12 protein-coding genes are annotated in these 18881 nt (G+C 55.5%); 8 read left to right on the top strand and 4 right to left on the bottom strand.

Annotation, left to right across the window (positions count from 1 at the left end):
• Positions 1-628: 628 nt before the first annotated feature.
• The gene (locus tag DHV10_RS07955; protein WP_109485835.1) at positions 629-1021 is read right to left on the bottom strand and encodes an ester cyclase; all 393 of its coding nucleotides are present in this window, start codon (positions 1019-1021) and stop codon (positions 629-631) included.
• 345 nt (positions 1022-1366) lie between these two features.
• Between DHV10_RS07955 and DHV10_RS07950 the strand changes: the two genes are divergently transcribed.
• The 3 genes from DHV10_RS07950 to DHV10_RS07940 all read left to right on the top strand — a co-directional run bounded on the left by DHV10_RS07950 (position 1367) and on the right by DHV10_RS07940 (position 8220).
• Complete coding sequence (locus DHV10_RS07950) at positions 1367-2398, top strand: methyltransferase (RefSeq protein ID WP_109485834.1); 1032 nt, start codon at positions 1367-1369, stop codon at positions 2396-2398.
• A gap of 373 nt (positions 2399-2771) precedes the next feature.
• Complete coding sequence (locus DHV10_RS07945; RefSeq protein ID WP_109485833.1) at positions 2772-5309, top strand: serine/threonine-protein kinase; 2538 nt, start codon at positions 2772-2774, stop codon at positions 5307-5309.
• Positions 5310-5769: 460 nt separating this feature from the next.
• Positions 5770-8220, top strand: coding sequence for an ABC transporter permease (locus tag DHV10_RS07940; protein WP_204101366.1), 2451 nt, complete (start codon positions 5770-5772; stop codon positions 8218-8220).
• 127 nt (positions 8221-8347) lie between these two features.
• On the opposite strand, the gene DHV10_RS07935 is transcribed toward DHV10_RS07940, so the two are convergent.
• Positions 8348-8557 carry a hypothetical protein gene (locus DHV10_RS07935; RefSeq protein WP_109485831.1) on the bottom strand — a complete coding sequence of 70 codons (210 nt, stop codon included), beginning with the start codon at positions 8555-8557 and terminating at the stop codon, positions 8348-8350.
• Positions 8558-8649: 92 nt separating this feature from the next.
• Between DHV10_RS07935 and DHV10_RS07930 the strand changes: the two genes are divergently transcribed.
• The 4 genes from DHV10_RS07930 to DHV10_RS07915 all read left to right on the top strand — a co-directional run bounded on the left by DHV10_RS07930 (position 8650) and on the right by DHV10_RS07915 (position 10824).
• Positions 8650-8853, top strand: a complete 204-nt coding sequence (locus DHV10_RS07930) for a hypothetical protein (protein WP_109485830.1) — start codon at positions 8650-8652, stop codon at positions 8851-8853.
• A 138-nt stretch (positions 8854-8991) separates the two neighbouring features.
• On the top strand, positions 8992-9192 hold the full coding sequence (locus tag DHV10_RS28210; RefSeq protein ID WP_109485829.1) for a PAS domain-containing protein: 201 nt from the start codon (positions 8992-8994) through the stop codon (positions 9190-9192).
• 742 nt (positions 9193-9934) lie between these two features.
• Positions 9935-10342, top strand: coding sequence for a septal ring lytic transglycosylase RlpA family protein (locus tag DHV10_RS07920; protein WP_109485828.1), 408 nt, complete (start codon positions 9935-9937; stop codon positions 10340-10342).
• A gap of 143 nt (positions 10343-10485) precedes the next feature.
• Positions 10486-10824 (top strand): signal protein, encoded by a 339-nt coding sequence (locus DHV10_RS07915; protein ID WP_109485827.1) that lies wholly within the window; start codon positions 10486-10488, stop codon positions 10822-10824.
• Between the two features lie 706 nt (positions 10825-11530).
• On the opposite strand, the gene DHV10_RS07905 is transcribed toward DHV10_RS07915, so the two are convergent.
• Positions 11531-11896: a hypothetical protein gene (locus DHV10_RS07905; protein ID WP_109485825.1), complete on the bottom strand. Its 366-nt coding sequence runs from the start codon at positions 11894-11896 to the stop codon at positions 11531-11533.
• 767 nt (positions 11897-12663) lie between these two features.
• Positions 12664-16974: a HEAT repeat domain-containing protein gene (locus tag DHV10_RS07900; protein WP_162601315.1), complete on the bottom strand. Its 4311-nt coding sequence runs from the start codon at positions 16972-16974 to the stop codon at positions 12664-12666.
• A 466-nt stretch (positions 16975-17440) separates the two neighbouring features.
• On the opposite strand from DHV10_RS07900, the gene DHV10_RS07895 reads away from it, so the two are divergent.
• Complete coding sequence (locus tag DHV10_RS07895; RefSeq protein WP_109485823.1) at positions 17441-18793, top strand: FAD-binding oxidoreductase; 1353 nt, start codon at positions 17441-17443, stop codon at positions 18791-18793.
• The last annotated feature ends 88 nt before the right edge of the window (positions 18794-18881 follow it).

Genomic DNA, 18881 nt, shown 5'->3' with positions numbered 1-18881 from the left:
CTTGCCCGGTACAGGCCCGTCGGCCTAGCTCGGCCCGCAGCGTGGTAGAGCCAGCCTCGACTCAGTTTCGAATACGTCGAGGCGATTGCTTGGTCTCGGCGGGTCCAAATGGAACATGTACGGTCGAGCCGACCCATACGGGTCGCCTTGGTGCTTCTTTTCCTGTGATCGATGAACTGGCCCGCAAACCAGAGGATCAGGTGGGAGCTACCAGTGAATTCAGAGTCGGCTTGGGCATCTGTGGCCACCCGAGGAGCACTCTGCAGACTGTGGCCGCAGATCGTCGGCCATAGCGAATCGTGAGTTCGGGAATCATTGCGGCAGGCTCCCACTGCTTGACTGATCAGCGCCAAAGCAGCAAACAGACAAACGTCAGGGCTGCGACAAGAAAGATTGAAAGAGCAAGGACATCGAGAGTTGCTCCTTTTGATTTGAAATCCATGATCTTGATCACTGGTCGCCACTCCTCTCCGGCTCGCGCAGCCGCCTTACTTTCAGCCGGCCAACTCTACTCAGGAGTCATCTACCGAACAACTAGGAAAAACCCTTGGCCGGTTTTAGTGTCGGGCGTGCTCCCGCTCATAGGCGTCGAGCATGAAAGGACTCGCTCTCCCGTCAGTTCGGCCTGCTATTCACTGAAGCCGAGCTGTCGGCTCTGGGTGGCCGAATCCCGTGCGCCCCACCGCCGCCGAATCATCCCATCCTCCACCTCAAACCATTCCATCGCCGTCATCTCGTAGGTTTTTCCAGTCGGCCCCAGTCCCCGGAAATTCTTTACAGATCGGCCCCGCTCGGTGTAGCGCACTGCCACTGTACCTCCCTCCTGAATCATCTGTTCGACCTTCAGGTTTATCTCAAGACACTCAATCAAATCCTTCCAAATGGGTTTTACCTGCTCCGGAGTTCCCCAGCCCAGCACGCCCCATATCTCGGCGTCCTGCGCGAACATGCCACACAGCTTATCTACATCGCCCTCATTGAATGCGTCGACATAACGCTGCACGATTTCCTTTGCCTGCATTGCAAGGATCCTCCTCATCAAAACCCTATATCACTTACTCACCCTTCTTTCTCGTGGACAAGTACGCTGATGGGCTGCCAGTCTACAACCATGACAGTGATGACCAGAAGGAGTGAAGCACGATGCTTTGGCTGCCGAGACAGGTCGAAGGGGGACCGCCGATCCGATGTTTTGGAGTGCTGAAAAGTGTGGGATTGCAAACATGAATACGGCTCGCAGAAGTGCGGGGCAGCCTGCGCCGTAAGGTTCTGCCCAACTTCTGCTTGCTGTGAAAAAAGGATTGAGGCTGATCGGAGACCGGAGATATGCTCGCATTGACAAACTCTCTACCCGGGAGGTCCATCCATGCAGTTCACAGCCGCGAAGACTCTCGAATCTTCGATCAATGCACCGGCCAAAACTCCTGCACCGGCAATAATGTTTGAACTGGCGATGGGGTACTGGCTCTCCCGGTGCCTGTACGCTGTGGCTGAGATCGGCGTGGCCGATCATATCGCGGACGCACCCGTCAGCGCGGCAGACCTCACGAGAAGCTGCGGAGTGGACGAGAATGCGTTGCGACGAGTAATGAAGGCGCTCTCCTCGCGTGGGATCTTCGAAGCAACAGAAGCGGGCTTTGCCCACAGCTCGTTATCTCTGCTGCTGCGAAGTGACCATCCTCAGTCAATTCGCGCATTCGCTCGCATGATCGGAATGCCAGCCATGTGGAACTCGTTTGGACACATCGAGCACGTAGTTCGAACTGGAGAGAGGGGGTCCCTGAAGATCGATCCGGAAGGTATCTTCCACTTCTTTCAGCACAATCCAGCGCAAGGAGCGCTATTCAATGACGCGATGGAGGCAAAGTCCCGCGCAGCCATTCACGCTGTACTTGGCGCTTACGACTTCTCCTACAGTAGTTCGGTCGCTGACGTTGGAGGCGGAAAAGGCCACCTAGTAAAGGCCATCTTGGAGGTCACTCCCGATGTGCGCGGGTTCCTCTTCGATCAAGCGCATGTCGTTTCATCCGTTCCGGCGTCCGACCGGCTTCAGGTAGTCGGCGGCGATTTCTTCACCGGAGGTATTCCGCACAGCGATCTGTACCTTCTTATGGAGGTGATCCATGATTGGGACGACGAACAGGCCCGAACGATTCTAAAAAATATCCGCGCGGCGGCTCGTCCTGGCGCACGATTATTGATTATCGAGACACTGATGCCTGAATCGAGCGAGGCTCACGTTGCAAATGCCCTGGACATCGTGATGCTGGTGATCACCGGTGGTCGGGAGCGAACCCGGAACGAACACGCTGCGCTCGTTGAGAGCGCCGGGTTTCCATTCAAGAATGTCTTGCCGACCCAGAGCAGCTATTCGATTCTCGAAGCTGTCGCCGTTTAGATTTGCCCGAAAACTGCACTTGTGCCCGGACATAAAAGCAAGGCCCCTTTCGGCGCGAAAGTGGTATAGCCGAAGACGTCGGGGCCGCTGCAGGCGAGCGGGGCCACTCTGGTCAATCGGGGTACAAATAAACTTGCCGTGCAGTTCGTTACGTTTGGCTTTAGCCTGCCGGAGCACCGCAACCCGTTTTTCAGCAGGATGAATCCGACGCTTCCATCATCCTGGGGAGAAGTGGAGCGCGTCTACCTGCTGAATTAGCTATTCCTGTTGTCTCGCGGAAGGACAATAGGGATCGCTGATATCGGGGCCGCAGGGTTCAAGATGGTTGTCTGGTCGCGGTATACTTCTGCGACCTTATTATTGAGGCACAAGGATGTCCGACGACCCCACTACAGAGTGCGATCCCGCAGGTTCGTTCAATAATGCGCCTACCATCGGGACCAATCCCGTAAATTACGGTTTAAATCGCTCGTTACCTGCGACAATTGGCCGCTATCGGATCGTTCGCCTTTTGGGTGAGGGAGGGATGGGGGCAGTCTATGAAGCTGAGCAGGATCAGCCAAGACGCAGTGTTGCGCTAAAGGTGATCCGAGCTGCGTGGGCGAGTCCTGAACTGCTGCGGAGGTTTGACCAAGAGTCGCAGGCACTGGGCCGACTTCATCATTCAGGAATCGCGCAAATTTACGAAGCAGGAAGTGCCGAAGGCAGCTTTGGGATTCAGCCGTTCTTCGCCATGGAGCTTATCAACGGGAAGCCACTTATCGAGTATGCAGAAGAGCACAGGCTCGATACAAGTCGACGGCTGGCGTTGATGATCCAAGTATGCAATGCGGTACAACACGCGCACCAGCGAGGCATCATTCACCGTGACCTTAAGCCGGGCAATATCCTTGTGGACGAGAGTGGTCAGCCTAAGATTCTCGATTTTGGACTTGCGCATGCGACCGACTCCGACGCTGAGGTGACCCGGCAGACTGATATGGGTCAGCTCTTGGGAACGCTGGCCTATATGAGTCCTGAGCAGGTGCTGGCTGATCCGGCGGCGGTCGATACGCGCACCGACGTTTACGCCCTCGGTGTAATCCTGTACGAGCTGCTTGCAAGAAGGATGCCCTACACACTATCGAGGCACTTGCACGAGGCAGTGCACACGATCCAGAGGGTGGATCCGGCGCCGCTTAGCAGTGTGGACCCCCTGTATAGGGGCGACATCGAAACGATCGTTGCGAAGGCCCTCGAAAAAGACAAAAACCGACGCTACGCTTCTGCAGCCGATCTCGCAGCAGATATTAAGCGCTACTTGCAGGATGAGCCGATCACAGCAAAGCCGGCGAGCGCGGGTTATCAGCTCAAGAAGTTTGCTAGAAGACACAAGGCACTGGTGACTGGAGCGACGGCGGTATTTGTTGTGCTTGTGCTCGGTCTCGTGGTGAGCACCTGGGAAGCTATCCGAGCTCGACAGGCAGAAAAGAGGGCGGAGCAGCAGTCGCAGATCGCGCAGGCAGTCAACGACTTCCTGCGCAAGGATCTGCTGGCTCAGGCGAGTACTTATAACCAGAGCAAGACTGACCCTGATCTTAAGGTGCGCACTGCACTAGACCGCGCTGCCGCCCGGGTCGAGGGAAGGTTTGCAAATCAACCTCTGGTCGAAGCTTCGATCCGGTACACGATCGGTTCAACATACATTGATCTTGGTGTTTATCCCGAAGCAGAGCGCCAGATGGAGCGCGCATTGGCTCTACGTCGCCGGCAATTGGGAGAGAACAACGCCGAGACAATAGCGGCCATGGGTAGTCTCGCGGCGGTCTATGAACGGAGCGGAAAGATCAAACAGGCCGAGCCGCTTTATGCGAAGGCGGTTGACTGGGAAGAACACAATCTCGGGCGAGACAATCGTGACACGTTGATGGCCATGAATGGACTCGCTGTGACGTACGCCGAGGAAGGTCGTTATCCGGAATCGGAGGCGATGTTTGCTAGATTGGTGCCGGTCGAACAGAGAGTCTTCGGACAAGACGATTTGCAGACACTCAGAGCTATGGGCAATCTAGCCGCGACTGAAGACATGGAAGGGAAGCACGCTGAGGCTGAGGCGCATCTCCATACTGCACTCGATCGGAAGCGCCGCGTACTTGGTGATGATAATCCCGAGACTCTCGACTCGGAGACCAATCTCGCCGCTGTGTATGCAGAAGAGGGCAAGTACGCGATGGCAGAGCCTCTTCTCGGAAAGACGCTCGACACCTACCGCCGCGTACTAGGAGACAAACATCGCCATACCATCAATGCGATGAACGTACTTGCGGGGCTTTATAGAATCGAAGGCAAAACAAAGCAGGCAGAAACCATAGCCGCGCAGGCGATTACAACTGGAAAGGGTTCCCTAGGAGATGCGCACCCTCTGACTTTGGATAGCATGTTTGAACTTGCACAGTGTTATGCCCAGGAAGGACTTTATACACAGGCAGAACCTCTGCTGTCCAAAGCACTCGATGGTCGACGCCATCTATTCGGCAACGAGCATCCGGACACTCTGATCGTCCTAATCGCGGAAGGTGAGGTGCGGCTGCGACAACGGCGATATGTCGACGCCGAGGCAGTTTTCAAGGAAGCTTCATCAGCGTACAAGAAGGTAATGCCCGACAGTTGGCAATGGTTCATGGCCCAGAGCCTGCTCGGGGCTAGCGTAGCGGGACAGAAAAGGTTCGCGGATGCGAAACCGTTGTTGCTTTCGGGCTACGAGGGAATGGTGCGACAACGGGCAACCATGAACGCTCCAGATTTGCAGAACTTGCCGGATGCCGCTGATCGCATCGTGCAGTTTTATAAGGAAAGTGGGGATCCAGGACTCGCAGCCAAGTGGAGCGAGAGAGCGAATGCAGAGTCGCCACCTTCGCTTTCGAATAAGTAATCGCACTACTGTTTCGAGCAATTGTATTGCTGGATTTCATCTGTGGCCAGACAGGACGCAAGACTAGATCCACTGCTGCGAGAGCGGCTGCGGCGACTGAGAATTGTGCCCGGATCGGGATCGCGCACGATTGCCTCACGGCTGATGGCCCCTGCATCCCGTGCAGGATCAGACATCCATTTGCTGCCTCAGGCTCAAGGCCTCCGCAGATGATTGAGTATGTGTTCTCTGCCAGTCCCGAAACAACTCGGAGAGAGCCTCGGGAGCACCGGACTGTCTGCCTCGTATCTAATTCCAAAATCGTGTAAGACCATGCTCCACTCATGCTGCAATTCCTCGTATGCCCAACAGCCCATCTATGCTCATATGCGCTCCAACTTGGCTCGCCACCGGCCTGTACCACTCGTTTTCCAGTTGCACTGCAGTCCCGTGTATCTTGAATTGGACGAGGAATGAACCCGTGCCATGGCTGGCCAGCGATGTGAAGCATTCACTGCGGACGCTCTTCAGAGCCCCGGCGTTCGCGATTGCCGTGATCGCTACTCTGGCGCTGGGTATTGGCATGAACACTGCCATCTTCACGGTGGTTAACACGGTATTGCTGAAACCGCTCAGTTACCCGAATGCTGATCGCATCGTGCAGTTTGGTCAACGTTCGGTGACCATCGCCAGCTTCCGTTCGAACGTTCCGGAGTTTCACACATTTCAGCGACAGACGAACGTCTTCCAGGAAGTCGCTGCCTACGACATGTCGGGGCCCGGCTTCAATCTGACTGGGGAACGTCCCGAGCAAGTCCGCGGTATCCACGTGACCGAGGGATACTTCCGTCTTTTTGACGCTCCAGTGATGCGGGGCCGGACCTTTACGCAGCAGGAGGATCTTCCTAACGGTGGGAAAGCGGTGGTGCTCAGCTACGGGCTGTGGCAGCGAAGATTCGGAAGCGATCCGGCGATCGTGGGCAAATCCCTTCTGCTAGGCAATGAGCCGTACACCATTCTTGGCATTCTCGGCAAAGATTTCGTCCCCCAGCCTCAAGCTGATATCTGGTTACCGTTTCAATTTCCGCAGGTCAGCAGCGACTTCAACAGCTATTTCCGTGTGGCTGCTCTGCTGAGGCCCGGAGTGACTTTGGCTCAGGCAAAAGCCCAGCTGAAGCTCGCTGCAGCCGAGTTCCGAAGAGAATACCCCGACACCAACCAGCGGCTGGAGTTTCACATCGAGCCTCTACGCGACAGTATTGTGGGAGATTCACGCAAGTCCCTGACAACAATGCTGGCGGCGGTCGGCCTGGTGCTCTTGATCGCCTGTTCGAATGTCGCGAATCTGCTCCTGCTGCGCGCTACGGCGCGCAGGCGCGAGATCGCTGTTCGCTGCGCGCTCGGAGCCGGAGGCATGTACATCGTGCGCCAATTCCTGATCGAAAGCGTGCTCCTTTCGTTAGCAGGAGGTCTTCTCGGCCTCGCCCTTGGGTTTGCAGGTGTACGTGGTCTGCTCACGATAAGCCCAGCCGATCTGCCGCGAATAGGCGAGAACGGTTCCCAAGTTGCGATCGACTGGCGTGTCTTAGTTTTCACTCTGGTTATCTCCCTCATCACCGCAGTTCTATTCGGTCTCTTCCCGGCTCTGGTCGCCTTGCGCACAGATCTGAATTCGGCATTGAAAGATGATCCCAATCGCTCTGGAACAGGATTGCGGCAGGGCAAGACGCGTTCACTCCTGGTGATCCTTGAGTTCTCTTTAGCACTCGTACTGGTAATCGGATCCACACTGCTTATTCGCACTCTGCGAGCTCTCCATACCGTTAAGCCGGGCTTCGACGCACAGAACACGCTCACCCTGGAAATGTCTGTCACAGGCGACCGCTTCGAAACGACTGCGGGCGTTGCCGAACTCTCACGTAACGGTCGCGAGCGTCTCAATTCGATGCCCGGCATAGAGATCGCCGCTGCCGCTTTTTGGCTGCCGAACTATGTAGGTGACGCATTACCGTTTCAAATCCTCGGTCAACCGCTCGATCGCGATCATCAGTACGCCAGCAGCTGGATGAGTATTTCACCCGGGTATCTCAGCGTCTTCAGGATTCCTGTTCTGCGCGGACGCGACATCACGGAGAACGACACTGCTTCTTCGCCCCATGTCGCACTCATTAATGAAACAATGGCCAACCGCTACTGGCACAATCAGGATCCTGTCGGCCAGAAGGTGGACGTGAGCCGCGGCCTGGGTCCGGGTCTGAACGAGTCGACCTGTACGGTCGTTGGTGTTGTAGGAGACACGCACACAAACGGGCCTCGGCGCCCCCCAGAGCCGGTGCTCCTTGTGCCCATTACTCAGGTTACTGACGCATACACCGCGTCTTATTCAAACGTGCAACCTCTGCTCTGGGTGGTTCGAACGCGTACCGAGCCTCAGAGCCTCATCACTCCAGTGACCGAACAACTGCGCATCGCCAGCGGCGGCTTCCCCGTTGGTCATATACAGACCATGGAAGATGTTATGCATGGCTCAACCGCACGCGATCGGTTCAATATGCTGCTGCTCACAAGCTTCGCAGGTGTGGACCTTATCCTTGCTGCCGTAGGAATCTTCGGCGTGCTGGCCTACTCCGTCGCACAGCGGAATCAGGAGATGGCAATCCGAATGGCGCTCGGCGCGGATCGGCCAGCAATTCGTAAACTTGTAATTTGGTCAGGAATGCGTTTGGCGCTGATTGGGATTACGGTCGGCCTCGCTGCAGCCCCCGTTCTTACCCGATTCATGGAAAGCTTTCTCTTCGCCGTTCGCCCATGGGACCCAGTGGCCTTACTCTTCGCGCCGGTGGTGCTCATCATCGTAGCTCTCGTCGCGGTATGGGCGCCCGGGATGCGCGCCTGCAGCATCGATCCTCTAAGGGCAATCAGAACGGAGTAGTTCCATGGAAGAGCGGGGCGGTTCAATTGGGAAATCGCCTGTCTTTTGCCCCCTCGCGCGCGCGAATTTCTCTGAGAACCTGCTACCTGCGCCAGAAAGGGTTGTACATCTCCACCCGACGCGTACCTCAGGCTGTAGTGCCCGTGAGCGGCAGATCAGTGGCTTCGGTTTGGACAGTCCACCCCATTGCACGATCAAGCTCGGAGAGCTTTTCTTCTAGCCGGATGGCCATCAATTCCGCCTCATAGCGGCTCCGTACCACAGTTTCAACGAGTCGTTGATCCGTTTTCAGATTGAATCGCACCACCGCGAAATGAGCCAGGTCATTGCTCGACATTGTGACCTCCGGGACATTGTAGGGATTTGAGGGCATGGGACGCTGCCATTATTGCACGCGCGGAATTGGGGTGGCAGCATCTGAGATAGATTATGAGCAAGAGTGATCGATTGGCGGGCGCCGTCGCGCTGCCGGTGCTGGCTGCCTTCGGAGGGCTCTTTGTGCTCACGCGCCTTGCAGTACGAGCAGTGCTGCGCCTTTGCGGACAGCAGATGATTTGGCCGCCCGCGTTGGTTGACGACAAGCCAGAGAGGCCTGGCTACACCAAGTCGGGACGGTCGAGGTCGGAACTTTAACGAGCTCGTGCGTTCTCGAGCTTGAACAGCAAAGACGCGTCGAGATGGCTCACACTTTCTTGATCCGGTGGGCCGGATTCGGCCACTCAGTACCTAGCGAATGTTCGCCTTCTCGCCTTTCCCGCTATCATCAGCAAGATGACACCTGAGTCGACCTCTGCCCAACCTGATGGCCTTTGGATAATCGACGCGAAAGGTGCGACCGTTTACGTAAATGAAGACATGGCAGAAATGTTAGGAACGACCCCTTCTGACATGTTAGGCAAAGATTCGTTTCTATATGTGTTTCCAGAAGACTTGGACGCGGCAAGAGCTCTTTTCGCTTCGAAGCAATCGTGAGCACGTGTAATTACGTTGATGCAACAGCTGCAAACCTTGTGACATCCGATGGGGGAGCCAACGCAATCCCGCTACTCTCTGCGGGACTGTATTCAGCGGCACAGGTTGCGGCTTCAAGTCGCAGTACAACGCCCGTTGGGAAAGGTGAATCGAACTGATAGAACGATACCTTTGCGACCCCTGCCTCCGCAGGGGTATCTTTTTGGCAATCGGGATTGTTCTAATGGGGCGCCTGAGACGCTCGTCCGCTTGCAGCCACTCCAGATCATTCATCGCAGCCTGATGTGATCTGCCTCACCCTCGCGGACTCCCAGGCGATCTACACAGCTGAAAACACAACTCTGTCGCATACCCAGAACACCTCCCGGGCCGCATCGGGTCGGGCGAATTTACGTCCGCTTCGTAAATAGGTCGCACACGATGCCAGCACGATTATCAGCTTCATCACTTGTTGGAGTCTTGGCTGAAGACGTGGTGGCGAACAGCGTCGGATACGTTCAGATGCAGAGATTGTCGTGCTAACTGCATTATTCATTAGACGAAAAGCAGGACCTAAATTTTCCCACTTCATCATGAACTGAACGATTTCTGTCTACTCCACCGAACTGAGTGCTTTTAAATTGGCCATGATCCGCTACTTCTTCTGACCTGGCGAACGCATCCTTCCTGTAGCAATGCTGAAAATGCTCAGGCACTTTGGGCGCTCGCTCGTCCAGAAAGACTTCTATCTCGAGGAGAACACGTGAACCGACACATCGCTGGGTACGTGACATTGACGATAGCCCTGGTTATGAACGCCTCGGCCTTACAGCCCGCGACAGGGGAAAAGGAAACAGGATTGGCTGCAGTCTACTCAGATGCTCTCAACGGGCATATCACAGCCAGTGGGCAGACGTTCGACCAGTCGAAGCTGACCGCAGCACACAAAACTCTGCCTTTTGGTACGAAGATAAAGGTAACCAACACGAAGAATAGCCACAGCGTCATCGTACGGGTCAATGACCGCGGACCTGTCCAGTCGGGTCGAATACTTGATCTATCCCAAGCCGCAGCTGCACGACTTCATATTCCCAAGAACTCAATGCGCGAAGTTTCTGTTGACGTTCTAGCACTCGGAAGCGGGAAAACTGTAAAGCAAGCTGCAAAGTAAGCTCCAAATGGGACTGCCCGCTGTGGCGGTTGGCACTCGTTGGCGGGTGAAATTAGTTGACATCTTCTATCACCCTGCTAGACACTTCGCCTGGAAGACGGTTTGACCTGCGTCATCAGCTTAAAAAAGGGAGATTCGGACGGATGAAAATGCTTCGTTTTCTGGTACTTGGTTTTGTAGCCTCAGGGCTGCTGTCGGTCGCTCAATCAACGGCGCCGCCGTCGCCAGCATCGCAGACGAAATCTGCGAAGGCCAAAGTGCAGGCAGACCATCCAAGCGCCTCCGATATTGCGGATGCAAAGGCGAAGGGTCTGGTCTGGGTCAACTTGAATACCAAGGTCTACCACAAGGCAGATGCGACACAGTATGGTACGACCAAGAATGGCAAGTTCATGTCAGAAGCCGACGCTAAGACCGCCGGGTACCGCGAAGCCAAGGATGCTCCGACGAAGGGTGCCAAGAAATCAGCTGAGAAGAAGTAATCGGACCTCAGATGCGCAGTTCAAATTTGCTTTAGCCAACGTGTAACGGGAAGATCAGTTGGTCATCAAAGAGCCCAGAGTCAGAGATGAATACCCGAGTCTAGCACGAGAGAGTAGCTTCAACTTAAGGCCATGCTCCGAGAGAAAATATCAGCTTTTGGCTTGATGCAGGTCAGCGGCCTCGGGCTTGGATTCCAAATCTGAGGCTCTGATTTCCGCGATTAATAATCCCAATTGCATGTTCTGTTCCTGAGTGCCGATCTTTATGTAGCGGCATGCAGGGTTTGGGCTTGGTAGGCAAAGCCCTGGATGATTACGTTGGAACGCGTTTACGAGCCTTTTGCCCACCGGCCCTAATTCAATGAATTCATATCCATTCCCGCTTCTGATTATCTGCGCCATACCCACCACCCGAACGTTTCGGATGCAAGTACCCCAGGGTGTGGATGCCAATTGCGCGCTCTGCATCCGGCTTGCATTTTCTCAATGATCAATTAGTAGTGCGAATGTGATCTCTTGAGTACTGAAGGAAGGAGTCTCGAGTCTTACAGATTCGACAGAGATACTCCTGTTCATCGTAGAGTGCTCGAACCGTACGTTGTCCGAGACCGCACAGAGTAAGTCCCGCGCACAGGTTTCAATCCTGAAGATGAGAATGTTTCCTGCTAGTTCAACCCGGTGCTCGAATGCTGATTCGATAGACTGATCATTCATCAGTTCGATCAAGCTTCCACCTGCCGTCCATTATCGGCTTCTCCTTCAGCTTTGCGATCAGGCTGTCTACACATTCTATAAAGATTGCCTTCTCGCAAAACTTCTTCGAGGTGTACTGGGTCTCAAAATCAGAGTAGCGCGCAACCGATCTGGAATATCTAATTTGCGATTCCACGCGCGGAAGCATCACGGTTGGCGATATGCGAAAACTGCAGAGATCCTCGCCTGAGGCTTTTTGTAGAGCATCAAGTATCCCATGGTACTCGGCGACCATTGCTTCAGTGATTGAGCCGAAGATGTGCGATCGAAATGCCCGCAATCTCATGAAAGCCTGTTTGAAACGTCTCTCATCGACCATCGGGGACCTTGGGCGTGGCCCTACTTTATTGCGTACTACTTGTCGGCTGGCACTACACTCCTCAACCACGTGCTAAGGCGATCGCCACTCAAGAACTCTATTGAGCAGGAACAGGGAAGAGCGTCCTTGTCGGCGCAGCCATTCATCCGATCGGTAAGTTCGGTGATTGTGGCTGAAGAGGCAAGTCGGCAGAGCATTCCCATTTCTTTTAGATGCGCACGCGGGTTAGACAACGATCTCGAAAAGTTTGGGCAATAAATTGATCTGTACCTTTCGTCCGCGCTAGGCCGCCTAGTCAAAAATGTCTTTTGCATATCTGATCTGGACGGGAGCGATGATTCATCATTAGGCCTCTGCACGCGGCTGTACAAGAGACGCATCAATTGTTGCCTATCTATGAGTTGAAGGATGCGCACAGTGCACTAGCACGTCCAAGCAGAACGGAGAGTGGGCTCGCACCCCAGCGCGTTCGGGAGACATGGATCCGACTGAAGCAGAAATTCATCGGCGAAATGGTGATTTGGAGTGTCGAGCTGGTGACCATCGTGCTATTTCATGCTTCCGGACTTCTGTCTGTTGGAGACGTTATCCCCTCGGACAGTGCCTTTGATCGTTGAGACCACGTCATTTTTGAGAGCTTGTGCCGCGTTAGAGCGGCGCCGAGCCAGCCCGGCAAAGATGCTTTCGGAACGTATGGATCTCAATAGTGAACTAGCCTTTCTCCCTACGAGGAAGCGGCCGGATGCCAGCTAAACGCTCGCTGGTCTCTAGTTTGATTGCTTCTTCACGTTCGAGGCGCTCCGGTGATCGCTCGCGGCAGTTTCCATTCGTGCGCCACGAATCCACTCCAGGATCGTCTGGTACTCGCGGCTCTTCTGGTTCAATTGCCAGCGCTGACCGCCATTGTGCGTGGCCAGGTAGTCCCCCACGTCCCCGGCACTGTCCGTCGGTCTCGTGGGCTTGATGAGGATCAGACTCTGAGCAGGATCAGTGACGTTTACCACACGCATCGCATACTTGTAGTTCTCTTCGCTATCTTGATCTGAAAATGCGCCCTGGGCATTCGGTGGCTGAAGCTTGAAGATAACGTGGTTCGAATGACAGAAAACGCACGCAAGCCCGTCAGGACCTCGCGCAGCAAGGATCGGCTCTACCTTGCTTTCGAAGAACCGGAAATCGAGGACCGATCCCGGTTCGACATCGCGAAGGGCGTCATGCAGGTCTTTGCCCTCGAGCACACGTGTAGCGATGAGTTTGAGCCGCGGATTCCTTGACTGGTTCAATTTCTCCATCGCGGAGCGAAACTCCGGCCGCTTGTCAATTTGCTTGATCTTGCCAAGAGTGTCAAGAGCGGCTGCACTGACGTTTGCATCCGGGCTGAGCAGATCGTCCATTACGGCGTCGACCACAAGTGGATATTCAAGGGGCGTCCGTGGCTGCTTGATACCTGCGTTACGGTTTAGGTAATCCTGATCTTGCGAGACCGCTCCGCCAGAAAGTCCGAGGCGCTTCTTCAGAAACTCGGGGTTGGCTACTTCATCGAGGAATGTACGTTGTGCAACGGGGCTAAGCTTTGAGAGTGCGCTTTTCAAAGCTGGCCCGACGGCTGGATCGGTAAGAAAATGTTCCAAGGCGATGTCTACTGCGGCGCGACGGACATCGGGATTTGACGAGTTCAAAGCCTCGAGCGCTTGCTCCTGCAGCGCTGGCTGATTCATAAGAGAGGGGAATGACGAAGCGGCAAAGAGCAATTGCGCGTAGTTGGACGGTTGCGGCCGTACCGCGAGCATCGCACTGAGCGCCTCCCTTAGTGCAGTCTCTCGGGTCCAGGCGGAATGGGTCGGCAGCGCAGCAAGCAGCGGCAGAACCACTGCCTGACTCTCAGGAGTTCCATGTTTCAGGATCTCGATCACCTTCCGAACAAGATCTGGATTCGGTGTATCAGAGGAGTCAAGCTTGAGGATGCCACGTCGGCCTCCTTCATATACGTAACGGACCGTGTCGCGCACAGCAGAGTTCGGATCCTGTGATAGGTTGAGAGCAGCCAGCGTAAAGCGTGCGTCACCAGCCTCGCTCAGAGTGCTGCCCGCCTTCAGCACCTCAATCTTTATCGGGTCATCGGCATTCTTAAGACACTGAAGCAGCGCGTCCTCAAGCTCAGGCCCGGAACTCTTGAAGAAGTGAATCAGATCGCTATCGTTGCCGATACGTGTTTGGTAAAAACCGTTGTTTACGTCGTAGGTAAAATCGACGGCTTCGCGATACGGCGGATACTCGTACCCTTCGCGATGCAGATCAGGTACCCCTGGCACATATTTCGTTAGCACTGCTGGAAGCCCGATGGAAACGGTGTCGCCCTTGAGCTTCGGCAACGCATAGTGGCGGATGTGGAAGTCCCAAAGCGCATTTAAGATGCCTTTGCGGCCGAGCGGCGTCGCGTTGCGCAAGACCCTTGCGAGTACCTGTGCCTGGTCCCTTACAACCTGCTCGTATCCGTTCTCTATCCTTTCTTTGTCGTCGTTTGTGCCTGAGGTGCGTACCCAGGCGGATAGATAACCAGTGTTCTCGTCGAGCAGGTCGTAGATGCTCTCTTCGAGCCCCCGTCGTACCATTGGATCGGTCTCGGTGTTCATGCGAACAGCGAGGGACTCGAGCGTGGTACGCCGCATTTCGGGTCTATCAACCTGCCAGTAGTACCAGCGCCAGATACCTGCAGCGGCCTCGAAGCGCACATAGGGAACTGGATCATTCAGGGTGTCTTCAAGTGCGCGAAGCAACTCGACATCGCCCGTAAGATCGCGGAAGTGCTGGTTGAACACACGTGCCGCTCCCCAGCGGGTCCGAGCATCACCTGAGCGCAACGCGGCGATGAGCATGGTGCGTCCGGCCGGCGCCGCTTCCGTGCGGCGGGAGAGAATCATGCGAATCGCGTAGGCTGCGCTCGTCTGGACCATCTTCGTCTGGTCGCCCAGCGCCTTCATCAGGTCGGGAAGAGCACCAGGATCGGCCATGTGCCCCAAGGCTCGTGCTGCGGCCTCGCGTGCCAGCGGCTGGTCGCTGTGGACCAGGACGTGCCGGATTTGACTTAGAACCGGCTCGGGTGCGAGATCCCAAAACTGATCGAGTTGCTCAAGCAATAAAGGCAAGTCGCTCGTGTCGAGTTTAGAAACCGGTGCCTCGTTCCCGGCATTCCAATTCTTCTCTTTAGTCGCTCCCGGATAGAGTGTTGACAACGCCATCACCGCAAACTGTGTGGCCCGGAATGGCGTATTGAATCCCTGATAGACGGGGTCGCCCTCCCAACTGCCTTCGGGACGCTGCGCAGCGAGCATGGCCTTGACCGCGAGAGCCATGTGAGCGTCGGTCTCAGGCCGACGCCCGGCCTCTGCCAGTGCCAGAACCATGTTGTAGGAGATAAAGTCCGCGGGCTTGGCTTTCTTGTCGAATTGGTACGGCCATCCGCCTTCAGCATTCTCGTACTCGTAGGCTTTAGCGATGAGCTTATCGATCTGGCCTGAGTATCTCTTGCGCCCAATCTCCGAGAGCATCATGACCTCCCAGGCGACGTCGATGAGGTTCTTCGGTTCGTAGTCCAGAGCGAGTCTCTCGACATGGTCACGCTCTGCCCGCCACGATTCGTCGTGCGTCTGGTGCTGAACCATGTCGAAGGTGTGCCAGCTTTGATCGGCGATTTCGAAGGGGCTCACGTCAGGCTCACAGCCATCCGGTTCATCGCCCGGCATCTTGGTCAGGCCCTTATAGTGAATCTTCAGATATTGGGCGTATGGCACGTCGAAGTTCTGCCGCGGCGCATCGTGGGTCACATTCTCTTCGAACTGTCGAGTGATCATGGGTAGTCGGCTGGCTACCGTGCGCGCCGTATAAATAACTCGAACCCAATTTGCACCCGGCTCGCCGTAAAGCGGCCGCGTGTTGTTGTAAATGCGATCGGTTAAAAACTCAAGTGCCGGGCGCTGGGTCGGCGCATATCCGTTTTCAACGGCCCTCAGATAGCCCCGCGTCGTGAACTGGGAAGGGTGGCAAGCGATGCAGAGCTGGGTTTCGGAGTGCTGCATTACGGTGCGTAGTGCTACTGCTCCTCTGCGCGGTGTATTCGACAGCCACGTGTCGCCCATGTTGATCAGGAAATCCATGCCAGAACGCACCGCCAGATGCGGGTCGGTGTAGGGTGGCACGCCATATTCATACGTGTGCAGTTGAAAGGCTGGATGATTAGCGGCTACGCGCACATAGTATTCCCGGCCTGGTTCGAGGATGCGGGTTCGGAATTTGTAGAGGCCGGGATAGTTCTGCGTGGCCTCGATGCGATAGACAAATTCGCCGTTTGAGTAGGGAACAACATCAGGCGTTCCATCGTTTCCTTTTCCCAAATGGAAGATGTCCACGTCCAGCGGCACGTCTCGGTCGGTGACGTTCAGGACAAAGTAGACAAGGCGAGGCCCTTTGCCGCGATAGGTGAATCTAAACCACTGAAAGCCCCTGAGCATCGCCTTGTAGCGGTCCTCGTTCGGCGCCGGAGAGTAGGGACGCTGATCGTCGCCACCAAAGATCGTCTGGCCCAGTTCGAAGGGCTGTGCATTCTGCCAGGTGCCATTCGGTCCTGCCGCAACAACTCCGCGCTTCGGGCCCTTGATCGAGGCCGCTGCCTCCTCGGGCACTCTGGCGAGAGCTGTTGCAATATCCGGCAAGTGTGATCCGGACGAACTCGCAAGGGTCACCGTGAGCGGCCCATCGGTTCGCGGCCGGAGGGTTAAGTAGAAATCAAGGTCGGCTGGATGCAGCCATTTCCGATCAATCTCTCCTCTTGCGTCCTTCAATATTGCAGCGATGGCATCGCCGGCCTGGAGCTCAGCAGGGTCCTTCACGGCGACGGTGAGGGCATAAGAAAAGCCGGTGTGACCAACGCCGAGTTCGATGGTTCGGACCTTCGAGGGAATCGATGCGCCGGCTTCGACAGCACGGGTCACGTGCACGATCTCTCCGATAAACAGACCGACGATCGCCAACGGAACAATGGCCCAGAGTTTGAAGGCGTGGTCTTTGAGGTTGGTCCTCATGGAAGTGGTACCCCCCGGAAGCCGCAGCTTATCGTTCATTGATGAATTGAGACTGATGCCCACCGAGCATATCAGGGACTTTATCTTCGGGACCATCGCGTTTTTGAGAGCTTGTCAATTACATTGAGGCCCAGCCAGTCCGGCAAAAAGGCTTCGGAGTATACATAGGCCAATTAACGCTTCGCGTACGGGAAAGCGGTCTCAGAGCAGAATCCGATCTCAATTCTGGAACATTAGCCGACTTCCTCGTCACCAATAACCGGTGATCGGCCCTGAAGGACCAAATCTGCCGGCGAGTAGATGGGCGATTCAATCAGTCGTCCTTAGATTCTTCTTGAAAGATCTGATGAGCGGTGTGTTAGGGTTTATCCACTAATTCACATCTAGAACTTTTTGGCTAAAGCTTTCAACGCGTTTTGGCGTTTCAAAACGCGGAAGTAGCGAGGACCATCGGAGGGATTGTCGAATGATGTCTGCAATCGATACCCGTGAACTGAGGCACCTAGTTCGGAGCGCAATCTATCTCCCATCCGAAGATGGCTACGATGAAGCGCGCCAAGTCTGGAATGGAATGATCGACCGCAGGCCTGCAGCAGTGGTTTGCGCCGCTGGGGTCGCAGACGTGATGGCTACCCTTCAGTTTGCGCGCGACCGCGGTCTGACCGTTGCAATTCGAGGTGGTGGACACAATGTAGCAGGAGCCGCGGTCGGCGAAGATAGCATTGTCATTGACCTTGCACGATTTAAGTCGGTCCGAGTTGATCCCCTACAGCGTAGTGCTCTCGCAGGAGGCGGATGTCTGTGGGGCGAGTACGATTGGGAGACGCAGGCCTTCGGGCTTGCTTCACCGGGCGGAGCGATCTCTACGACCGGAGTCGCCGGTCTCACGCTCGGAGGCGGCTACGGTACGATTTCGCGATGCTACGGCATGGCCTGCGACAATCTGCTCTCCGCCGATGTGGTGCTGGCGTCTGGCGAATTGGTATCGGCCAGTGCTGACTGCCACTCCGAGCTCTTCTGGGCGTTGCGCGGCGGAGGTGGCAACTTCGGTGTCGTCACCTCATTCCAATTTCAACTCCATCCCGTTCGGCAACCCCTGAGCGGTCTTGTGGGGTTTCCGTTCGAAATGTCGCGATCCGTCTTGCAGCGATTCCGTGAGCTGGGCCTGGAGGCGAGCGATACGTTAACTTTGATGGCTGCAATCATTCCTCTCCCTGGTGGTGGGAAATGCATAGCTGCAGTGATATGCGATATCGGCGACACCGGTGAGGGCGAACGTGCTGCCAGGGCGTTTCGGGAGCTAGGATCTGTGCTGATGGATACAGTGGCCCCAATGTCGTATTGCGCAATGCAGAAACAATTCGATGTGTCTTATCCGAAGGGTCAGCGTCACTATTGGAAGTCAGCATTCCTCAACGCTCTCCCGGATGAACTAATCGACCTGGCAATCGAATTCGCCGGAGATGCGCCTTCGCCGCTGAACGTAATCATGATTGAGATGTACGGGGGTGCAGTGGCCCGCTTCCCGGATCATTCGACTGCATTCGGACATCGCGACGCATTGTTCAACCTAAGCATGCTTGCAATTTCGGATAATCCCGGGATCGACGCCGAACAAAAGAAATGGGCACGAGATGCCTGGCAGCGCGTTCTGCCGTATTCAACAGGCGGCACGTATGTGAATTACATGTCGGAAGGCGAGGATGTCCATGCTGCTTACAGCGATGCCCGATTCCAGCGCCTGGCAAAGGTCAAGGCTCAATACGATCCCACCAATTTGTTTCGTTTCAATCAAAACATTCCGCCGGCGAGTTCATAGAGGACCTGCGATCCACCGCAAAGAACTTCGGCTCGCGGGCTTCGGCTACTCGGAATGTGTTGTTTGCGTTGGTTTGCAGATGAGGGTA

It is taken from the genome of Occallatibacter savannae (assembly GCF_003131205.1).
Classification (GTDB): Bacteria; Acidobacteriota; Terriglobia; order Terriglobales; family Acidobacteriaceae; genus Telmatobacter; species Telmatobacter savannae.
This window is presented reverse-complemented; position numbering and strand designations above follow the sequence as displayed.